General features: G+C 67.8%; 16 protein-coding genes. 13 read left to right on the plus strand and 3 right to left on the minus strand.

Annotated features, from left to right (window positions below):
• Window positions 1–42 precede the first annotated feature (42 nt).
• Both MLGJGCBP_RS10290 and MLGJGCBP_RS10295 read left to right on the plus strand, forming a co-directional pair.
• Complete coding sequence (locus tag MLGJGCBP_RS10290) at window positions 43–1,590, plus strand: FAD-dependent oxidoreductase (protein ID WP_160095272.1); 1,548 nt, start codon at window positions 43–45, stop codon at window positions 1,588–1,590.
• A gap of 14 nt (window positions 1,591–1,604) precedes the next feature.
• Window positions 1,605–3,980: an FdhF/YdeP family oxidoreductase gene (locus MLGJGCBP_RS10295; protein ID WP_160095274.1), complete on the plus strand. Its 2,376-nt coding sequence runs from the start codon at window positions 1,605–1,607 to the stop codon at window positions 3,978–3,980.
• A gap of 59 nt (window positions 3,981–4,039) precedes the next feature.
• On the opposite strand, the gene MLGJGCBP_RS10300 is transcribed toward MLGJGCBP_RS10295, so the two are convergent.
• Complete coding sequence (locus MLGJGCBP_RS10300; protein ID WP_160095276.1) at window positions 4,040–4,807, minus strand: hypothetical protein; 768 nt, start codon at window positions 4,805–4,807, stop codon at window positions 4,040–4,042.
• 180 nt (window positions 4,808–4,987) lie between these two features.
• On the opposite strand from MLGJGCBP_RS10300, the gene MLGJGCBP_RS10305 reads away from it, so the two are divergent.
• From MLGJGCBP_RS10305 to MLGJGCBP_RS10340, 8 genes are all read left to right on the plus strand, one after another.
• A complete protein-coding gene (locus tag MLGJGCBP_RS10305; RefSeq protein WP_160095346.1) occupies window positions 4,988–6,355 on the plus strand; it encodes an MFS transporter in 1,368 nt (455 codons plus the stop codon).
• A gap of 19 nt (window positions 6,356–6,374) precedes the next feature.
• Window positions 6,375–7,484: a response regulator transcription factor gene (locus MLGJGCBP_RS10310; protein ID WP_160095278.1), complete on the plus strand. Its 1,110-nt coding sequence runs from the start codon at window positions 6,375–6,377 to the stop codon at window positions 7,482–7,484.
• A gap of 140 nt (window positions 7,485–7,624) precedes the next feature.
• Complete coding sequence (locus tag MLGJGCBP_RS10315) at window positions 7,625–9,691, plus strand: hydantoinase/oxoprolinase family protein (protein ID WP_160095279.1); 2,067 nt, start codon at window positions 7,625–7,627, stop codon at window positions 9,689–9,691.
• Window positions 9,692–9,701: 10 nt separating this feature from the next.
• Complete coding sequence (locus tag MLGJGCBP_RS10320) at window positions 9,702–11,621, plus strand: hydantoinase B/oxoprolinase family protein (protein WP_160095281.1); 1,920 nt, start codon at window positions 9,702–9,704, stop codon at window positions 11,619–11,621.
• A gap of 13 nt (window positions 11,622–11,634) precedes the next feature.
• Complete coding sequence (locus MLGJGCBP_RS10325) at window positions 11,635–11,895, plus strand: hypothetical protein (protein WP_160095283.1); 261 nt, start codon at window positions 11,635–11,637, stop codon at window positions 11,893–11,895.
• A 37-nt stretch (window positions 11,896–11,932) separates the two neighbouring features.
• Complete coding sequence (locus MLGJGCBP_RS10330) at window positions 11,933–12,697, plus strand: SDR family NAD(P)-dependent oxidoreductase (protein ID WP_160095285.1); 765 nt, start codon at window positions 11,933–11,935, stop codon at window positions 12,695–12,697.
• 106 nt (window positions 12,698–12,803) lie between these two features.
• A complete protein-coding gene (locus tag MLGJGCBP_RS10335) occupies window positions 12,804–14,267 on the plus strand; it encodes an aldehyde dehydrogenase family protein (RefSeq protein ID WP_160095286.1) in 1,464 nt (487 codons plus the stop codon).
• A gap of 34 nt (window positions 14,268–14,301) precedes the next feature.
• Window positions 14,302–15,729 carry an MmgE/PrpD family protein gene (locus MLGJGCBP_RS10340; protein ID WP_160095288.1) on the plus strand — a complete coding sequence of 476 codons (1,428 nt, stop codon included), beginning with the start codon at window positions 14,302–14,304 and terminating at the stop codon, window positions 15,727–15,729.
• 87 nt (window positions 15,730–15,816) lie between these two features.
• On the opposite strand, the gene MLGJGCBP_RS10345 is transcribed toward MLGJGCBP_RS10340, so the two are convergent.
• Window positions 15,817–16,095, minus strand: coding sequence for a WhiB family transcriptional regulator (locus tag MLGJGCBP_RS10345; protein WP_160095290.1), 279 nt, complete (start codon window positions 16,093–16,095; stop codon window positions 15,817–15,819).
• Between the two features lie 165 nt (window positions 16,096–16,260).
• Window positions 16,261–17,592, minus strand: coding sequence for an MFS transporter (locus tag MLGJGCBP_RS10350; protein WP_236581019.1), 1,332 nt, complete (start codon window positions 17,590–17,592; stop codon window positions 16,261–16,263).
• 215 nt (window positions 17,593–17,807) lie between these two features.
• On the opposite strand from MLGJGCBP_RS10350, the gene MLGJGCBP_RS10355 reads away from it, so the two are divergent.
• Genes MLGJGCBP_RS10355 through MLGJGCBP_RS10365 form a run of 3 tightly spaced genes read left to right on the plus strand, consistent with a single transcriptional unit; the run spans window position 17,808 to window position 21,450 of the window.
• The gene (locus MLGJGCBP_RS10355; RefSeq protein ID WP_160095292.1) at window positions 17,808–18,272 is read left to right on the plus strand and encodes a MaoC family dehydratase; all 465 of its coding nucleotides are present in this window, start codon (window positions 17,808–17,810) and stop codon (window positions 18,270–18,272) included.
• A 51-nt stretch (window positions 18,273–18,323) separates the two neighbouring features.
• The gene (locus MLGJGCBP_RS10360) at window positions 18,324–20,273 is read left to right on the plus strand and encodes an AMP-binding protein (RefSeq protein ID WP_160095294.1); all 1,950 of its coding nucleotides are present in this window, start codon (window positions 18,324–18,326) and stop codon (window positions 20,271–20,273) included.
• A gap of 10 nt (window positions 20,274–20,283) precedes the next feature.
• A complete protein-coding gene (locus MLGJGCBP_RS10365) occupies window positions 20,284–21,450 on the plus strand; it encodes an acyl-CoA dehydrogenase family protein (RefSeq protein WP_087559347.1) in 1,167 nt (388 codons plus the stop codon).
• Window positions 21,451–21,458 lie beyond the last annotated feature (8 nt).

Genomic DNA, 21,458 nt, shown 5'->3' on the forward strand with positions numbered 1-21,458 from the left:
ACTTTCCCGCGGGATCGGTGCCGCCGCGAATACGATGACGCCATGAGCCCTACCGAGGCAGTGGTGGCCGGGGCCGGGCCGACCGGTCTCACGCTCGCTCTGGAACTGGCGCGGCGTGGCGTCGAGGTGCGGATCCTCGACAAGTCGCCCGAGCCGTTCGCGGGTTCGCGCGGAAAGGGATTGACCGCGCGCAGCCAGGAGGTGATGGACGATCTCGGCATCGTCGACGACGTCGAGGCGGCCGGGTTCCGGCACCTCCCCAGCCGGGTCGCGGTCCGCGGGCAGGTGCTGAGCGACGGCGACCCGCACGCGGACCTGGGCCCCACGCCCGATCGCCCGTACGACAGCGGGCTGATGATCCCGCAGTGGCAGACCGAGCGGATTCTGCGAGAGCGGCTCTCGGAGTTCGGGATCGACGTGGAGCGCGGCGTCGAGGTGGCCGGATTCGAGCAGACCACCGACAAGGTGACCGTCCGGCTCGCCGGCGGCGGGACCGTCATCGCGCGCTACCTCGTCGGCTGCGACGGCGGGCGCAGCGCGGTGCGCAAGGCGCTCGGAGTGTCGTTCGAGGGGACGGGCGGCATCGAGGGCATGCTCCTCGGCGATGTGGCCGTCGACGGTCTGGTCCCCGATCGCTGGTACCAGTGGACGCACCCCGAGAAGGGATTCGTCGCGTTGTGCCCGTTCCGCGGCATCAACTCCTGGCAGTTCCAGGGAGTGCCGTTCGCGGACTTCGACGAGGAGGGGAACCTGCCCGCGCCGTCGCTGGAGTACTTCCAGCGCGTTCTGAACGATGTCGCCTGCGATCCTGGCGTGCGACTGTCCGCGCCGACGTGGCTGTCCACCTGGCATGTGAACGTGCGCATGGTGGACCGTTTCCGCGACGGCCGGGTGTTCCTCGCCGGGGACGCCGCGCACGTTCATCCGCCCGCCGGCGGGCTCGGGATGAACACCGGAATCCAGGACGCCTACAACCTCGGGTGGAAACTCGCGCTCGTCCTTGCCGGGTCCGCGGATCCGTCGCTCCTCGACACGTATCAGGAGGAGCGGTTGCCGCTCGCCCGCTGGACGCTCGGGGTGAGCAGCGAGGGCCTGCAGAAGGTGGCTGCGAGCCTCGGGCAGGAGGACTCGCAGGGCCTGGGCGTCGCGGTCACCGAGGACGGTCAGCAACTCGGTTTCGGCTACCCGTGGAGTTCGCTGTCCCGGGACGGGGACGTGACGACGGGCGTCCGCGCCGGTGACCGCGCGCCCGACGCGCCATGCCTGAGCCCGGACGGCACCCCGCTGCGACTGTTCGACGTCTTCCGCGGCACTCATTTCACGGTGCTCGGGTTCGACGGCGGGCCCCGGCACGCCCTGCAGACCCTGGCCGAAGACGCACCCGACGACGTGAAATACGTGGTGGTGGGCGATTCCCGCGGCCCCGGCGTGGACGTCGTCGACGACCGCGGTTTGGCGCGCAGCGCATACGGGGCACACGGTGGCACGCTGGTGGTGGTGCGCCCCGACGGTTACGTGGCGCTCACCGCCCCGGCCACCGCGACCGACGACGTCATCGACTACCTCGGCTGCCTGGTGGGGAGATCGTGACGAGAGGCTGAACGATGCGACACAAGGACGAGGAACTCGACTACGACGAGGCCGACCTGGAGGTCGGGCACCCGAAGGACCATGCGGCCGGGCCGACCGCTGTCGCGGTGTCGATGAAACGTTCGCTCGACCACATGGGCCTGGTCCGCACGGCCGAGACGTTGCTGCGGCTGAACCAGGCCGAGGGCTTCGACTGCATGAGTTGCGCGTGGCCCGACCCCGACCCGGGGCACCGCCACGCCGCGGAGTTCTGTGAGAACGGCGCCAAGGCGGTGGCGGAGGAGGCGACGCGGGACCGGGCGACCCCCGAATTCTTCGCCCGCCACAGTATCGCCGAACTCGACTGCCACAGCGAGCACTGGCTGGGGCAGCAGGGCCGGATCACCCATCCGATGGTGAAGCGGCCCGGCGGAACCCACTACGAGCCCATCGAATGGGACGAGGCCTTCGCGCTGATCGGCGACCAGTTGAACGCGCTGGACAGTCCGGACGAGGCGATCTTCTACACCTCCGGCCGGGCGTCCAACGAGGCCGCGTTCGCGTACCAGCTGTTCGTCCGGGCGTTCGGGACGAACAATCTGCCCGACTGTTCCAACATGTGCCACGAATCGACGAGTATCGCGCTGCAGGAGTCGATCGGCATCGGCAAGGCCAGCGTCACGATGGACGACGTGTATCAGGCGAAACTGATTGTCCTGCAGGGTCAGAACCCGGGTACCAACCATCCGCGGATGCTGTCGGCGCTGGAGAAGGCCAAGCAGAACGGCGCGAAGATCCTGTCGATCAACCCGCTGCGCGAGGCGGGTCTGGTCAACTTCAAGAATCCGCAGACGCCCCGCGGCATGGTGGGCCCCGGCACCGACCTGTCCGACATGCATCTGCCCATCGCACTCAACGGCGACCTCGCCCTGCTCCAGGCGTTCGGCTCACTGCTCGTCGAGTGGGACGCGCTCGACCACGAATTCATCGACCGGCACACGATCGGGTTCGAGTTGTGGAAGCAGCACGTCACCGACCTCGACTGGGACGTCGTCACCCGGACGACCGGACTGTCGCGGGAACAGATCACCGACGCGGCCCGGCTGCTGCGGGATTCCGATGCCACCGTGTTCTGCTGGGCGATGGGGCTCACCCAGCACCACAACTCGGTGGCGATCATCAAGGAAGTCGCCAATATCGCATTCGCGCAGGGCAACATCGGGAAACCCGGCGCCGGGCTGCTGCCGGTGCGCGGGCACTCGAACGTGCAGGGAGACCGCACGATGGGGATCTGGGAGCGTCCGCCGCGGCATTTCCTGGACGCGCTCGCGAAGGAGTTCGACTTCGACCCGCCCCGAGAGAACGGATACGACACCGTCGATTCCATCCGGGCTATGCGCGACGGCAAGGCGCACTTCTTTCTCGGGCTGGGCGGCAACTTCGTCCAGGCGGCCCCGGATACCGACGTCACCGCCGCCGCACTGCGCAAGACCCGGATGACCGTCCACGTCTCGACGAAGATCAACCGCTCGCATCTCGTGTGCGGTGACACGGCCCTGATCCTGCCGACGCGCGGACGCACCGAGCAGGACGTCCAGGCCGGTGGGCCGCAGTTCATCTCCGTCGAGGACTCGGTGTGCTCGGTCCATGCCTCCCGGGGTCCGCTGAAACCTGCCAGCCCCCATCTTGATTCGGAGGTGGGTATCGTCACGCGCATCGCCGAGGCGACGATCGGCGACCGCTACGGCATCGAGTGGAAGAAGATGCGGGACGACTACGCGAACATCCGCCTGCACATCTCGCGGGTGGTGCCCGGATGCGAAGGGTACGAGGTGAACGTCCGCAAACCGGGCGGGTTCGTCCTGCCGCACCCGCCGCGCGACTCCCGAACGTTCCCCACGCACTCGGGGCGCGCCGAATTCGCGGTGTCCCCGATCGACGTGCTGCAGGTGCCCCCGCGGCACGTGATCCTGCAGACGATCCGCAGCCACGACCAGTTCAACACCACGATCTACGGGCTCAGCGATCGGTACCGCGGCATCGAGGGCGGGCGCCGCGTGATCTTCCTGCACCGCGACGACATCGCGGCCCTCGGCTTCGACGACGGCGACATGGTCGACCTCTTCACCCACTGGGACGGCGACGACCGCGTCCGCTGCGCCCACGACTTCCGGATCGTCGAATACGACACGCCCCGGGGGTCGGCCGCCGCCTACTACCCGGAGACCAATCCGCTGGTGCCGCTCGATTCCACGGCGACCGGCAGCAACTGTCCCACGTCGAAGTCCGTCGTCGTCTCCCTGGAACATGCAGGCAAGTACAGCGCCGAATGCCCACCCGGGGCGAGCCAGGACGAGGTCGGATCGGACCAGGTCCACAAGTCGCACCCCCAGCCGGAGCACCTCTCCTGACGTGAGTGGCAAAGTGTGCCCCGGCACGCTTTCCCACTCACGTGCGCAGGAGGTCCGGCTCAGCCCCTGTCCCGGTCACGCAGATAGGCCGCCAACGGTGCATGGCGCTGTATGCGTGACAGGGCGATTCGCCGTGCCACCACCCACATCAGCGCGGAGATGACGACGGCGACGACGACGCACAACGCGAAGTCCGCGGTGCCCATCCGCGTGTGCACGTCGTCCGGACGCACCAGGTGCCACAGCACGACCGGGACGACGGCGATCGCCCCCGAGAACGCGGGGAACACCCCGTACGGCACCACCAGCAGGATCAGCCACCGGACGACGACGGTGCGCCACCGGGCACGTTGTTCCCACCGCCACCGCAGCGGCCGCTGGTGATACGGAAAATACACCCCGACCAGGCTGGACGCGGCGAGCGCACCGAACGGGCACAGCGCCACCGCGACCACCACGACCGCGGTGAACAGCCAGTCCTGGTCGGCGAAACCCACCGCGATCGCGATGGTCGCGCAGATCGGGGCGATCAGCATCCACAGCGCCACCGCCTTGGCGCCGAGCATCGCACCCAGCGCGTCCCGGTCGTCGAGTGCGGCGAGGACCCGCTCACGGTCCGGCGCCAGCACGTTGGTGGCGGTGACGTCGGCGTACATCCAGCCGGCCAGGGCCAGCGCGAAACCCGATGGCCCGGTCCACTCGAACAACCAGCTCCGCGGCAGCAGGAACCAGGCCCCGATCATCAGGACGGCATTGAACACAACGGTCGCGAGCGTGTCTGCCGGGTTGCGCCAGATTCTGATCCACTCCGCGCGAAGAGCGGCCATGCCATTCAGCGTAAAGCGTCGGACACGCCGCCGGAGCGTGTCGGCAGGATCCCGGACGAACGATCCCATGGCCGGGTGTCCCGAGTCTCACTCGGACCTGTTCGTGACCCCCGCCACTTGATTTTAAAGATAATACATAATAGTTTTGCGCGACAGGGTGGCGATGGAGAGGGCTTGACTGTGGCGCAGAAACGCGAGTTACCCGTTCGGCAGGGATCCCCCAGGAGTGCGAGGAAGGTCGGAGCGGCCGTCGTCGTCGGAACCACACTGGAGTGGTTCGACTTCTACCTGTACGCATCGATGGCGGCACTGGTGTTCGGCAAAGTGTTCTTCCCGTCGGCGAACTCGTCGGCCAGCACGCTCGCGGCGTTCTCCACGTTCGCGGTCGGATTCCTGGCCCGGCCGTTGGGCGGCGTCCTGTTCGGAATTCTGGGTGACCGCATCGGTCGCAAGGCGGTGTTGTCGATCAGCCTGCTGATCATGGGTATCGCGTCGGGGCTCATCGGACTCGTGCCCTCGTATGCGGCGATCGGTGTGGCGGCGCCGGCGTTGCTGATCATCCTGCGTATCCTGCAGGGCTTCGGTGCGAGCGCCGAACTGGGCAGCGCGATCACCGCGGTGTACGAGCATGCCGACGAGAAGACCAAGGGCAAGTATGCCGCGTACCCGGTGATGGGCGCACAGATCGGCCTGCTCGCGGCGTCGCTCTCGGTCGCGGCGATCACGAGCCTCGACGACGAAGCCCTGTACACCTGGGGATGGCGGGTGCCGTTCATTGCGAGCTTCGCGATCGTGATCGTGGGCTACTGGATTCGCCGCACCATGCCCGAGTCGGAGGAATTCGAACGCATGGCAACCGAGGCGCGGCAACGCAAGGGCCTCGACGTCCTGCGAGATCTGTTGCGCGGCAACTGGCGTGGCCTTCTCGTGGTTGCGGCCGTGTACGGCGGGTACTCCGCCATCTCGTACACCTTCAAGACGTTCTCGCTGTCCTACCTCGCAGAATTTCAGGGCGTGGCGAAGAACGTCGGCGCCCTCGGGGTGACGTTCGCGAGCATCGCGGCGATTGCCGCGTGCCCGCTCATCGGGCGGCTGTCCGACCGCGTGGACATCCGCAGGGTCATGATCGGCGGTGCGATCGGAGTCGCCCTGATGGCCTTCCCGGCGTTCTGGCTGTTCGACACGGGCCGCTCCCCGCTCATCTGGGGTGTCATGGTCGTGACCACGGGTGTCCTGGCGCCGATGATCATGGTCGCGGCGAGCCCGTACATGGCCCGCCAGTTCCCCACCGAGTTGCGCGCGTCGGGTATCGGCACGGGCCGGGAGGTCAGCGGCGCCGCCGCGGGCGGCCTCGCCCCGATCCTCGCGCTGACCATGGTCACCGTGTCGCCCACGCACTCGACGTGGGGTGTATCGCTGCTGATCATCGGGTGCGCGGCGCTGGTGATCGGCGGCGGCCTGTTCGATCAGTCCCGCCGGCTGACACGTGACGCGAACGGACCGGCGGAGGCCCTGGACGCGGCTCGCCAGGATGCACAGCGAGCGTAGGCCACCGAGGAAGTAGGAAATGCGCAACTCGTCGAGCCGGCAGGACGGTGCCGCGGTGCAGGATGCGGTCGCCGAGATCACCCATGACGTGGGCTTGCTGCTGGACCGTGATCTCAGCGGTCCGCGGCCGGCGGGCGCATGCTCCGACCGGCAGGTGCTGGGTCGGCTGTGGGACCTCGTGACCGCGGAGATGCTGCGCGCGATCGGCGATCGCTGCTCGTCGTCGGAGGTCCTCACATCCCTGACGGAGATGCTCGGCCGCATACGCGAGGCGGAGGCGGCGGTGGCACGGCGGGGGCCGACCGACCCCGCGGAAGTGCTTGCCAGGGTGCAGTCGGCGCTGGCGGGGGTCGGCGACGCGCAGACCGTCGACGCGCTGCTGGCCCGAGCGCCCGAGGCGGTGTGCAGCCTCGGCTTCGACCGGGCGCTGCTGTCGACGGTGGACGGGGCGTGGCGGCTGCACTCGATGCATGTCGTCCGGGACCCGCGCTGGGCGGAGGAGATCGTGGCGGTGGGCAGGGAGAATCCGCCGGTGCTCGACCGCACGCTCGTCGAGAACGACACGGTGACCGGCGCCCGCGCGACGCTCGTCCACGAGGTGCAGGACAACCCGCGCGTCAACCGCCCACTCGCCGAGATCACCAGATCTTCGTCGTACGGCATCGCGCCGCTGGTGGTCGACGGCGACGTCGTCGGCCTGGTTCACGGCGACTGCTATCACCAGCAACGCAATCTCACGGCCGTCGATCAGGCGCTGTTGTCGACGTTCGCGGAGGGAATGAGTCAGAACCTGTCGAGAGTCACTGTGCTCGAGGGGCTTACGGCCGTGCGTACACAACTGGACGGGCTCGGGCGCTGGAACAAGGCCACCGGACCGGGGGTGGCGAAGTCCGTCGCGCTCGGCCGCGACGACGATTCCGTCCTCACCCGCCGTGAGGTGCAGATCGTCCGACTCATGGCGGACGGGGACTCCAACGGCAGGATCGCCCGCAGGCTGGTCATCTCCGAGGGGACCGTCAAAACCCACATCACCCGGATCCTGCGCAAACTGGGCGCATCCAATCGGGCCGAGGCCGTGTCGATCTGGCTGCGCAACGCCGACGTCACGCGCACTGCACCGCAAGGCTGACACCAGCCGAAAGTCGTACGAAACTACGACCTCCGTCAGATGTTCCCGCACCCTCCGTGCGGAAGAGTGACTCACGACACAAACGAGTGGCGCAGACGCACTGCGCACGTCACTGAAGCACACAGCACGGAGGCCGGGATATGACGCAGAGTGAGCGGGCAGCCGACTGGATAGTCGGCATCGATGTCGGGGGCACCTTCACCGATATCATTGCGCTCAACCGCAAGACGGGTGAGACCCGCGACGGCAAGGTGCTGTCGACCCTCCAGCAGGAGGAGGGGGTGCTGCTGAGCATCGAGACGATCGGCGTCGAGATCCCGGACGTCGCCGAGATCGTGCACGGGCACACGGTGGGTATCAACGCCCTGCTCAGCCGGACCGGCGAGCGCACCGGCCTGATCGCGACCCGCGGTCACCGGGATCTGCTCGACATCGGTCGCATGCACCGCGAGTTCGGTGACCGGTTCTACGACCCCACCTGGCTGCGACCGCACCAGGAACGCCCGATCGTGCAGCGCGAATCCCGATTCGGGATCCCGGAGCGACTGCGGTACGACGGTTCCGAGTTGTTGCCGTTGGACGAGAACGCCGTTCGCGAGGCCGCACGTGCTCTCGCGGGCCAGGGTGCGAAGTCGGTGGCCGTGTGCCTGATGAACTCATACACGAACCCCGCCCACGAGCGGCGAGCAGCCGAGATCGTCGCAGAAGAGTTGCCGGACGCCTACATTCAGACCTCGGCGCTCTACCCGGTGACCAAGGAGCACGAGCGCACCACCACGGTGGCCCTCGACGCCTACGTGGGCCCGGCGGTGGTCGGCTACCTCGACCGTCTGATGAATGAGCTGTCCGAGCGCAATTACGCCGGGACGCTGTGGATCATGATGATGAACGGCGGTGTCGCGACGTTCGCCGACGCGGGCCGCGCCCCGGTGTTCCAGCTGGTCTCCGGTCCGGTCGGCGGCGTGAGTGGCAGCGTCAAGCTCGCCAACGAGAGCGGCTCGCCGAACCTGCTGACCATCGATGTCGGCGGCACGAGCACGGACGTGGCGGCGATCGTGCACGGCAAGACGCCGCTCACCGATCTGTGGACACTGGAAACCGGACTCACACTGACGATGCCGCTCGTCGACGTCGAGAGTGTCGGCTCGGGCGCCGGTAGCCTGATCCGGCCCAACACGCTCGGCAACGTGGCGGTCGGTCCGGCATCGGCCGGATCGAATCCCGGACCGGTGTGTTACCAGCGCGGCGGTGTCGAGCCCACCCTCACCGACGCGTGTGCGGCGCTCGGGGTCCTGCAGCCGGACCTGTTCGCCAACGGCTCCATCCGGCTCGACGTCGACGCGTCGCTCGAGGCGCTGCGGAAGACCGGCGAGCAGTGGGGCATGACGGCCCTCGAACTCGCGTCGGCCGCCTACGAGGTGGCCTGTGAGGACATCGCCGCGAAGGTCCGCACGATCTCGGTCTACCGGGGTCTCGACGTCCGCGAGTTCGCCCTGCAGCCCTCCGGTTCGGCGGGCCCGATGCTCGCCGACCGCGTCGGGCAGATCCTCGGCCTGGACAAGGTGATCGTGCCGCGCAACCCGGGCCAGTTCTCGGCTCTGGGACTGCTGCGCAGCGACCTGATGGTCACCCGGGCGCAGTCGATCATGACCCCGCTCGCACCGGAGAGTGCCGAGGCGATCGAGGCCGCGTTCGTCGCCTTGCAGGATCGGATCCGCGGCGAACTCGCCGGCCAGGGTGCCGACGTGGATCGAATCCGGTTCGAGCGAGCGGTTTTCGCGATGTACCGCGGGCAGACGTGGGACAACCGGATGCCCATCCACGCGAGAACTCTCACCGCCGACAGTGTGGCCGGTCTGGTGCCGCAGTTCCACGAGTTCTACCGGGAATCCTACGGTTTCGCGGCGACGGAGATTCCCGTGGTGATCTCGACGGTGGAGGTGACGGCCATCATCCCGCGCGAGCAGCACAAGTCCGATCTCACCCCCGACGACGGGGAGGCGTTCCTCCGCACGGCGGAGATCACGCTGCCGGGCACGACCGAGCAGGTCGAGGTCGCCATTTACGTCCGGGAGCGCCTCGAACCCTTCCAGCGGGTGCAGGGCCCCGCCCTCGTCGCCGAGAAATTCGCGACCACCCTCGTCCTTCCGGGCCGGACGGCCTACGTGGACGGCGACCTGAATCTCATCATCGAGCCGCAGAGCTGAGGAGCAGACCATGACGATCACCACCCCCGACGCAGGCCCCGCGGTCGACGTCGAACTCGACATCCTCCGGTACGGCCTCACCGAGGTCGCCCGGGAGATGCTCGACTCGCTGATGCGCAGCGCCTTCTCCCCGGTCTGCCGCGACATCCTGGACTGCACCAGCGCCATTCACATGCGCACCGACGACGGCTGGGAAACCGTCGCGCTGTGGGAGGGCTGCATGCAACACGCGTTCACCGCCCCGCACATCGCGAATTTCGTGATGGACGACTGGGACGTCGACAGCATGCAGCCCGGCGACGTCATCTTCGTCAACGACCCGTGGCGCGGCACCATCCACCAGTCGGACGTCAATCTGCTCCGGCCCGTATTCGTCGACGGCCGGGTGGAATTCCTGCTGCACTCGACATCTCACCTCGTCGACCTCGGCGGGGCGATCCCGGGTGGCTTCTCCAACGGCACCCAGACGCATTTCGAGGAGCAACTGAAGCTGCCGCCGACACTGCTGTACGCCAACGACGTTCCTGTGCGGCCACTGTTCAACTTCATCCTGGAGAACAACCGGGTGCCGCAACTCGTGCTCGGGGACCTGCGGGCCCTGCACGGCTGCCTGGTGGTCGGTGAGCGCCAACTCCAGGCGCTGATCGCCCGCGGCGGACTGGAGAAGGTGCGCGCGGCCGGTCGTTACGCCATCGAAGCCACCGAGGCCAGCATGCGGCGTGGCATCGCGAGCATCCCGGACGGCGACTACACCGCCGAGGACTTCCTCGACGAGGACGGCGTCACCGACGAGCCGATTCCGGTCAACGTGACCGTGAAGGTGCGCGGCGATTCCATGGAGATCGATTTCTCCGGGTCGGGTCGGCAGCCGCTGGGCAACTGCGGCACCGCCTGGTGCGAGGCTTCCCGCTGCATCGAGGCGGTCAAGCTGATGGTCGACCCGTCTACCCCGGTCAACAGCGGCACGCTGCGGCCGATCGAGACCCTGCTGCCGTCGGGCAGCGTGGTGCAGGTGCTGCCGCCGTCGAGTTGCTCCAACCACGCCGACATCGGCGCGCGGGGCATCAACGTCGTGACCCAGGCGCTGAGCCAGGCGATGGACGAGGCATTCGCCTGTGACACAGGCACTGCCGTCGTCGTCAGCCTCGGCGGCATCGACACCCGGCCCGGCCACGAAGGCACGCCGTGGGGTGCGTTCGCGCTCGCGGGCGGCGGTTGGGGCGGCACCTGGAAGGACGACGGAGTCTCCTTCTGCGTGATTCCGATCGGCAACTGCCGGACGTCGGTGCAGGAGCACGTCGAGATCGAGAGCCCGCTCGTCATCGTCCAGCACGAGATGGTGATCGACACCGCCGGGGCAGGCGAGTTCCGTGGTGGCCTCGGCTCGGTGTACTCGATCTTCGCCGAGTCCGACACGATGGTCACCATCACCGCCGACCGGGTCCGCCTCGGTGCCCCGGGTTCGAACGGAGGTGGCGCAGGCTCGCCAGCCTTCGGCTGGTACATCGAAAATTTCGACCTCGCCGAGCACGGCGACCCCCTCGACCTGCGCGGGGCCGAACCGCTGTTCGGCATGTTCGACGAACAGGGCAGACCGGACCCGAACAACGGCGAGTTCGGGCGCGGTGCGCGTTATCAGACCGGCAAGTTCTCCGGGCTGATCCTCAAGGCAGGCGACGCGCTCCGCTTCGTCATCGGCGGTGGCGGCGGTTGGGGCGATCCCCTGGAACGCGTCCCGGAGAAGGTGCTGCAGGACGTCCGTAGCGGACTCGTGAGCCCCGAGTTCGCGGCCGACGCCCACGGTGTCGTGATCGCGAACGGTGACATCGACGACGACGCCACCACCGCACGACGCGCACAACTGGCCGCCGAACGCGAACAGGGCCGCTGGAGCGTGCCGGTGGCCAACCCCCGCAACTGGAATCTCTGAGAAAGGAAACCCCATGGCTGTCGACCGGCTACTGTTCCCCCGCCCCGAGACCGACCGTGTCTACGTCGAACGCACCGCCGTCGACGGTGAATGCCCGTCCTGTGGCGCAACGAGTCTCGCCCGCTATCCCGTCGCGAACCATCTCGGCCCCCGCATGGTCGTCAAGTGTCAGGAGTGCTTTCACCACGTGTCGGTGACACGTCCGGAGCCGGAGGACAACTGGCCCGCGTGGCGTTCGCCGGCACGCGACTGGCCGGCATCCCGCGTCGGATAGATCACCGCCCCATCATCTGCTCGGAAGAAGGACGAAAATGTCAGGATTACTCGACGGGAAAGTAGTACTCGTCACCGGTGCTGCGGGAGGGATCGGGCGCGCGACGTCCCTGCTGGCGGCGAAGGAAGGCGCCCAGGTCGCGGCGACCGACGTGTCCGAGGAAGGCGTCGGGGCGACAGCAGAACTCGTGCGCGCGGCCGGCGGCGAGGCCATCGCGCTTCCCGCCGACCTCACGGTCGGAGCCTCGGTGGACGCGATGGTCGCCGCGGCCGTGGACCATTACGGCCGCCTGGACGGCGCGTTCAACAACGCCGGGGTGAGCGGCGGGCAGATCGGCCAGGGAGGCAGATCCGTTGCCGAGTGGGACGAGGACGCATTCGACCGCGCGGTCGCGGTGAACCTCAAGGGCGTGTGGCTCTGTATGCGCGCGCAGTTGAAGCAGATGGTGGCGCAGGGCGGCGGTGCCATCGTGAACACGGCGTCGCTCGCGGGTCTCACCGGATTCAAGACCACAGCCGGGTACGCGGCGGCCAAACACGGCGTCGTCGGGCTGACCAAAACTGCCGCAATCGAATACGCGCCGACGATCCGGATCAACGCGGTGTGCCCGGGCTACACCGACACCGATCTGATGAAGGACGCCAAGCGCCGCAGCGGAGCCACCATCATGGCCCGAATTCCCTTCGGCGCCCTCGCTCAACCCGACGACATCGCCGAGATGGCGTGCTGGCTCCTCTCCGATCGCGCCGGCTATGCAACCGGCGGGTCGTTCGTCGTCGACGGCGGATACATGGCGGGATAGCCGCGCAAAGACCAGTAAGAACATAATATATTGAGTATGGTGTGTCCTTGTCCGGCGTCGAGCCGTGCAGGCGCCGTGCGAGATCGAGAGACAGAGGTTCATTGTCATGACCGCAGCGATAGTCGAGGCCGAATGCCATATCGGCGGGCGGTGGCTCGTCGGTGAGGGGGAGCCGTTCGCCTCGGTCAACCCGACGACCGGCAGGCAGCTTGCGCTGACCCCGGCGACGAGCAGCGGGCAGGTCGCGGCGGCGGTGTCCGCGGCCAGGGAGGCGTTCGACGGCGGCGCGTGGAGTCGCCTGACGCCGGGTGAACGCGGCGTTCTGTTGCACCGGCTGGCGGATCTGCTCGAGCGGGACCGGGACCGGATCGTCGACCTCGCCGCCACCGAGATCGGCACCCCGGTCAGCAGCGCCGCGACGTTGCACGTGGATCTGCCGGTGCGGTTCTTCCGGTGGTTCGCCGACGCCGCCGCCCGCGGGCCCCGGGACGGGTACGAGCAGCCGCTGCCGCTGCATCACGACCCGATCACCTCGAGCAGCATGCTGGTGCGGGATCCGGCCGGGGTGGTCGCCGCGATCGTCGCCTACAACGTCCCGGTGATGATGTGCGCGTACAAACTCGGACCCGCGCTGGCGTCGGGGTGCTCGACCGTGCTGGTCACCTCACCGAAGGCCGTGCTGCTGACCGCCGCGATCGTGCGGCTGATCGAGGAGGCGGGATTCCCGCCGGGCGCGGTCAACCTGGTGTTCGGGCCGCCGGACGTGACCGCGCAGGTGGTCGCCGCCCCGGAGGTCGACCTGGTGACGTTCACCGGTTCCGCCGCCGTCGGAACCAAGATCCTCACCCTTGCCGCACCGACGCTGAAGAAGGTCGTTCTCGAACTCGGCGGCAAGTCCCCGAACATCGTGCTGCCGGGCACCGACCTCGCGGCGGCGGTGCCCGCGTCGGCGTTGCGATTCACCCGCAACAGCGGTCAGGCGTGTGGGGCGACGACCCGCACCCTGGTACCTCGAGCCGCTTTCGACGAGTACGTCGAGCGGTCGGCGGAGTTCCTGCAGGGCCTGACGGTCGGTGACCCGCACCAGCCGGGCACGGTGCTGGGGCCGTTGATCACCGACGAGCATCGGGTGAACGTGGAGGGGTTCCTGGCGCGGGCCGTGGAGCACGGTGCCCGAGTGCCGGTCGGGGGCGGCAGACCGGCCGGTCTCGATGACGGGTTCTTCCTGGAGCCGACCCTGGTGACCGGGGTGACGAACGAGGCGGAGATCGCGCAGGAGGAACTGTTCGCCCCGGTCGCGGTGGTGATGCCGTACACCGATCTGGACGAGGCGGTGCGGATGGCCAATGGTGTCCGGTACGCCCTCAACGCCAACGTGTGGGGACCGACCGCGGAGGCGTTGGCGTTCGCCCGTCGGCTGCGGTCGGGGACCGTCACCATCAACGGCGGCGGCGGGATGCGGGCCGACGCCCCCTGGGGCGGGCCCGGGCACAGCGGCATCGGCCGCGAGGGCGGCGAGGAAGGCCTCCGCGAGTTCTTCGAAGTCAAACACCTCCAGTGGCCCCTGTAACCCCATCACAGAAACAAAAAAGAGGACGAACCTGATGCCAACAATTGTCGAACACCTCGCGGATTTCGCCGCCGGCGCCGACGGGCGGTCACTCCCCGAGGACGTGGTTTCCGAGTCCAAGCGCATTCTGCTGGACACCCTCGGCTGCGCGGTGGCATCGCTCGGCGACGCGGGTGCGCAACGAGGGGTCGAGTACGGCCGGATCCTGGGCGGTTCGGGTGGCTCGGCGTCGATCCTCGGGACGGGCACGAAAACGTCGGTGCCGGGTGCGGCGTTCGCCAACGCCGAACTGATCAACGCGCTCGACCAAGACGCGGTGCTGCCGCCCGGTCACGTGACGCCGTACGTCGTCCCCGGTGCGCTGGCGACCGCCGAGGCCCTGCACTCCTCGGGTGAGCGGCTGCTCACGGCGATAGCGGTGGCGCACGAGATGTCGTACCGCATCGGCAAAGCCACCGACTACCTGCGCGACATCAAAGACGGTGTGGTCACGATCCCCAAGGTCATCGGCTACAGCAGCACGCTGTTCGGTGCCGCTGCCGCGATCGGCGTCGTCAAGGGGTTCTCCGGCGACACGCTGGCCGATGCGCTCGGCATCATAGGCTCGACGATGCCCACCAACACCCAGCGCGCGTGGATGATGCACGCACCGTCGACCACCATCAAATACCAGCTCGCGGGGGGTATGGCCCTCTCCGCGGTGACGGCCGCGAACCTGGCCGAACTCGGGCACACCGGCGACCGCCAGATGCTCGACGACCGCGAGTACGGCTTCCCCCGGTTCATCGGGACCTCGCGGTGGGAGCCGGCGCCGATCACGGCAGGCTTGGGGACGGAGTGGACCTTCACCCCGTTCCAGTCGTTCAAGCCCTACCCTCACTGCCGGGTGATGCACGCGCTGTTCGACGCCCTCACCGAGATCGTCGAGGCCAACGACCTCGCGCCCGGCGAGATCGACGCCATCGACGCCTGGGGTGAGAGCTTCGTGATGCAGCCCGTGTGGGTCAACGAGACCATCCGCAATCCGCGCGACGCCCAGTTCAGCATGACCCACGGCCTGGCCCTCGCCGCCCACCGTATTCCTCCTGGAAAGGACTGGCAGACACCGGAAGCGGTCCTCGATCCGTCCGTCCTTGCGCTCACCACGAAGACGACCTTCCAGGAGCACCCCGACTACACGGCGGCGCTGGCGAGCAACCCGGCCGCGCGTCGCTCGCGCGTCGAGGTCCACGCCCGGGGCACCACGTTCTCCGGTGAACGCGGCTATCCCAAGGGCAGTCCGTCCCCCGACCCGGTCACGTACATGACCGACGAGGAACTGATCGCGAAATTCCGGCACAACGTCGAGGGTGTCGTGAGCGACGCAGACGCGGCCGCCGTCGTCGAGGCCGTGTACGACCTCGAGAACGTCGACGACATCTCGACACTGCTGAACCGGCTGGCGCCCGACCCCACTGCCTGATCGGGACGAACCACAATGCCGCCCTCGCCGTTTCGACGGCGAGGGCGGTGGTGTGTGGACGCTCGGTGGTGTGCAGACCCGGTGCGGCTATCTTTGCCAGCGACTCCACTTGCGGGCGGCGCCGAGTTCTCTCGGTGTCAATCCACCCCACACGCCGTGTTGTTCGCCGAACTGGATGGCGTACTGGCGGCATTCGCTGATCACCGGGCAGCGCCGGCAGATGTCCTTCGCGATGCGTTCGCGCTGAGGCTGGGATCTTCTTTCGTCCTCGTCGAGGTAGAAGACGGCGATGTCCATACCGCGGCAGCGCGCGCGCAATCGCCATTCTTCCGGGGTGACTTCCGGTGCGGCGTGCGGTGCACTCACGGAACACGCTCCGATCGCTCGACGAGGGTTCAAACATAATATATCTTAAGTCGGGAAGGGGCAACCAAGCTCGGATGCTTCGTCGACAGACGTGTGTGCCCGGTACTTCTGACGGTCGACAGAAGTACCGGGCACAAGCCGGAGCGGCCAGGCGCTACCGGTGCATCACCGGGAGACGCGGAGGCGTTCGCGGTCGCGCGCCGGGTCGGCGAGGACGAGTGCGGCGATCGCGACGACGGCGCCCACGATGCCCAGGCATTGGAACGCCGCCTGGTACCCGTCGATCTTGGTCGCCGAGGCGTCGACGACGATCCCCATGGACCACGGTCCGACGATTCCGCCGATTGCCTGGATCGCGAAGAAGGCGCCGATGACGCCGGCTGTCTGGCGCGGCGGGCACGTCGCGATCACCGCGGCATTGAGCAGCGGGAACACCGCGACCACCAGTCCGTACGCCACGGACACCGCGCAGACCGCGAAAATCGGAGATCCGAGGGCGGGCAGGCTCAGCAGCAACACCCCGGCGACGATGACGCCGACGCAGGGCACGACGACGCGGACCAGGCGGATGGACAGGCCGCGGCTGATCCCGCGGTCGCTCAGCCAGGAACCGCCGACGAGTGTCGCGAGCCCGACGAAGCTCGGCGCCGCGAACAGCGTGCCCGATTCGAGGCGCGAGTACCCGAGGCCCTGCTCGAAGTACGAGGGCAGCCAGGTGAGCACGACGGTCATCAGCGCGTATGCGCTCATCGCGACGAGGACGGCGGACACGAAAGTCTTCGAGGTGAGCAGGCGCTTCCAGCTGACTGCCGGCTCGCTGTCGGCGTCGTCGACAGCGGACGTGTGCTTGCCACCCACGGTGTAGGGGCCGGGCCGCCAGGTCAGGAGCCACGGGATGCACCAGAGCGTGGTTGCGAACGCGAGCACCATGATGGCCGCCCGCCATCCGTACTCGGCAACCACGAGCGCGAGGATCGGGACGACGGCCATCTTGGCCAGCATGCTTCCGCTGATGATGAGCGCGCTCGGCAGGCCCCGCTTCGCGGGCGCGTGCCACGAGTACGCGGCGGTGTGCAGCAATGCGGACGTCGGCCCCTCTGCGAGGCCGAGAAGCATCCGGCTCGCGAGCAGCACCGCGAACGTCGACCACACGACGAGCGGGAGCATGACGACGCCCCACAGCACGGCGATGATCGCGATGGACCAGCGGAGCGCGAGAACTTTGTTGATCGGCCCGGCGAAGAAGCCGCCGAAGCTGAAGGCGAGGAAGAACATACTGCCGGTGAAGCCGATCTGGGAGGCGCTGAGCCCGAGGTCCTCGCTGAGCGGTTGGGCGATGAGCCCGAACACCGCCTTGTCGGACGCGTTCATGAGGTACAGCACCACGAGCATTCCGGTGAGGCCCCAGGCAGTGAGCTTGCGAGGTTCTGTTACCGGTCCCGACCGGGAGACCGGCGTGGACGCGAGGTCGATGCGCTGTTCGTCTGTCTTGTTCACGTAAGGGCGTCCTTCGGTCTTGTCCGCGAGATCACACCATCAACACAGTGTGGCATGCATCATATACTATCTTTTCACTACGTCCAGAGGTGCCGGAATGCATCAGACATCAAATGCGATCCCTTGCATGCATAATATATTTATTCTAGAGTGAGGCTCACGTACTGCAGCGACCGAGCATCGGACTCGTCGTCGCTCGAGAGAAAGGACGTCACATGCCGGGTCTGTACTTCGAGGAATTCGTACCGGGAATGGTCATCGATCACGAGGTTCGACGGACCGTGACCGAGACCGACAACGTCCTGTTCAGCACGATGACCCTGAACATGGCACCGCTCCACCTGGACGCGGAATACAGCAAGGACTCCATCCACGGGCAGCGCCTGGTCAACAGCCTGTTCCTCCTGGGCCTCGTCTCCGGCATCTCCATGCACGACACCACGTACGGCACCACCCTCGGCAATCTGGGCTTCGACTCGATCAAGTTCCCGAAGCCGGTGTTCCACGGTGACACCATCCACGTGCGCACCGAGATCGTGTCGGCCCGGGAGTCCAAGAGCCGCAACGACTCCGGAATCGTCACGTTCCGTCACTACGGACTCAACCAGCGCGACGAGATCGTGTGCGATGCAACGCGCGTCGGCCTGATGCTCAAGAAGTCGGCCGGCGAGCAGGCCTGACCGCTCACACCGACCCGACGACCGACAGCCCCAGACGAGGAGAACACGGAAATGGGCATCAGTAGCCAGCCCGAGGAGATGGCCTGGGTTCCCGGCCCCGCGGTGCGCGAGCGCGCGAGGCTGCTCGCGGCGATGAAGAGCTGGGGCTTCGGCGACGATGCCACCGCTGTCGCCGAACTGGGCCGTCGCGCCGTCGCCGACCCCGAGTGGTTCTGGCGCGAGGCGCTGGCCGACCTGGACGTCGCGTTCTCGGCGCCGTTCGACCGGGTGCTCGACGAGTCCGAGGGCCGGGAGTTCCCGAAATGGTTCCCGGGCGGCCGGATCAACGTCGCCGAACTGGCGGCCCTCCGGCATGCCCGCGGCGATCTCGCGGGCAAGACCGCGGTGGTCTACGAGGGCGACGGGGGACAGCGGCGCACGCTGACCTTCGCGGAACTCGCGGCTGAGGTGAGCCGGTTCGCGGCGCACCTCGCGGGGCTGGGCGTGCACCGCGGCGATCGCGTGGTGCTGTTCATGCCGGTCGTGCCCGAGGCGGCCGTGGCCTTCCTCGCCGTCGCCATGATCGGCGCTGTCGCGGTACCCACGTTCAGTGGTTACGCGCCCGACGCCCTGGCCACGCGACTGCAGGATTCGGACGCCGTGCTCCTCGTGACCGCCGACGGCACGACGCGTCGCGGCAAGGTCGTCGAGATGAAGGCGACCGCGGACGCCGCGCTGGCCCAGGCGCCGTCGGTCCGCTCCGTCGTGGTGATCCGGCACCTGGGCACCGACGTGCCGATGCAGGCCGGCCGCGACGTCTACTACGACGAACTACCCGCCGATCCGGACCCTGTCGACGTGGCGGACACCGAGTCGAACGACCCGCTGACGATCGTCTACACGTCCGGCACCACGGGCAGGCCGAAGGGAATCGTGCACTCGCACGGCGGTTTCGCGGCCAAGACGGCGGTCGACTTCGCCTACGGCTTCGACGTGCACGCCGACGACGTGGTCTCCTGGATCACCGACCTCGGGTGGCTCGTCGGCCCGATGCTCATGACCGGCCCGCTGCAGCTCGGCGCGACCATCGTGATGATCGAGGGTCTTCCCACCCATCCTGCACCGAATCGTATGTGGGAGATCGTGAACCGCAACGGCGTCACCGTGCAGGGCATCGCGCCGACGGCGGCACGCGCACTGAAGGCGGCGGGCGACGGCACCGCCCCGGAGACGCCGACCCTGAAGACGTTCGTCTCGACCGGTGAAGCCTGGGACGAGCCGACGTGGTTCTGGCTGTTCGAGGAGGTCGGCCGGCGAGAGCGCGCGATCGTCAACTACAGCGGCGGCACCGAGGTCGGCGGCGGCATCCTCGTCGGCTACCCGTTCCTGCCCGCCGCGCCCGCGGCCTTCACCGGACCGCTGCCCGGTGTCGACGCCGCGGTGCTCGACGACGACGGCAAACCGGTGGTCGGTCAGATCGGCGAACTGGCGGTGCTCAACACGTTCCCCGGGATGACGCACGCGTTCTGGCAGGACCGGGACCGCTACCTGGACACCTACTGGAGCCGCTGGGACGGCATCTGGGTACACGGCGACCTGGCGAGCATCGACACTGCCGGCATGTGGCGGATCCACGGCCGCTCGGACGACACCATCAAGTTGTCCGGACGCCGCGTGGGGCCGGCCGAGATCGAGGCCGCTCTGTTGCGGGACAACCGGATCACGGAGGTCGCGGTGATCGGCGTGCCGGACGAGATGCGCGGTCAGCGGGCGGTGGCGTTCGCGGTGCTGCGCGCCGACGGCGTCGACAACGACGACCTGCAGGCGACGGCGCTGGCCAACGCGGGCAAATCCTTTGCACCCGAGGTGTATGCGGTGTCGACGCTGCCGAAGACGAAGAACGGAAAGATCATGCGCCGCGCCATTCGGTCGCGGTTCATCGGTGCCCCGATCGGCGACATGTCGTCGCTGGATCCGGCGACGCCGCTCGAGGACATCCCCGTGTACGCGGGCGAAGACTAGGAGAGTTGAGATGGCAGACTTCGATACCGAGAGCAACATCGAGATCGTCCGCAAGGCGACTCGCGAGCTGGCGCGGAAGTTCGACAACGACTACTGGCTGGACAAGGACCGCAAGCACGAATACCCCTGGGATTTCATCAAGGCGTTCGCGGACGGCGGCTGGCTCGGCGCGATGATCCCGGAGGAGTACGGCGGAATCGGCCTGGGCCTCCAGGAGGCCGCGGTGATGATGGGCGAGATCGCGTCCTCCGGCGGCGGTATGAGCGGTGGCTCGGCGATCCACTTCTACGTCTTCCCGCCGGCGCCGATCGTCCGGTACGGCTCGGAGGAGATGAAGAAGAAGTACCTCCCGAAGCTGGCGTCGGGTGAGATGCTCACGGCGTTCGGCATCACCGAACCGACTGCGGGCGTGGATACGTCGCGCATCAAGACCAAGGCGACCAAGGTCGACGGCGGCTGGGTCATCAACGGCCAGAAGGTGTTCATCACCAACGCCCAGAATGCGCACCGCATCCTGCTGCTGGCCCGCACGTCGCCGCGGCGCGACGACAAGCCGCTGCACGGAATGACGATCTTCTTCGCCGAACTCGACCGTAAGCACGTCACCATCCGCGAGATCGACAAGCTGGGCCGCGCGGCCATCGACACCAACGAGTTGTTCATCGACAACCTGTTCGTGTCCGACGAGGACGTGGTCGGCGAGGTCGACAAGGGCTTCTACTACATCATCGACGGGCTCAACCCGGAACGCATCGTGGTCGCGATGGAGGGCATCGGCCTCGGCCGCGCGGCCCTCGAGATCGGCACCGAGTACGCGAAGAACCGCGTGGTCTTCGATCGTCCGATCGGCCAGAACCAGGCCGTCGCCCATCCGCTCGCCGACTCGTGGATCCGTCTCGAGGCGGCCGAGCGCATGGCGATGCACGCCGCGAAACTGTTCGACGACAAGCAGGAGTGCGGTCACGAGGCCGCCGCGGCGAAATACCTCGGCGCCGAGGCCGGATTCGAAGCATGCGACCGCGTGTTCTCGACGCTGGGTGGGTACGCGTACGCGAAGGAGTACCACATCGAGCGGCTGTGGCGTGAGGTGCGACTGCTGCGCAACGCGCCGTTCTCGCAGGAGATGGTGCGCAACTACGTCTCGCAGCAGGTGCTCGGCCTGCCGCGGTCGTACTGAGCCCACCG

Source organism: Rhodococcus sp. T7, from assembly GCF_009872365.1.
Taxonomy (GTDB): domain Bacteria; phylum Actinomycetota; class Actinomycetes; order Mycobacteriales; family Mycobacteriaceae; genus Rhodococcus_F.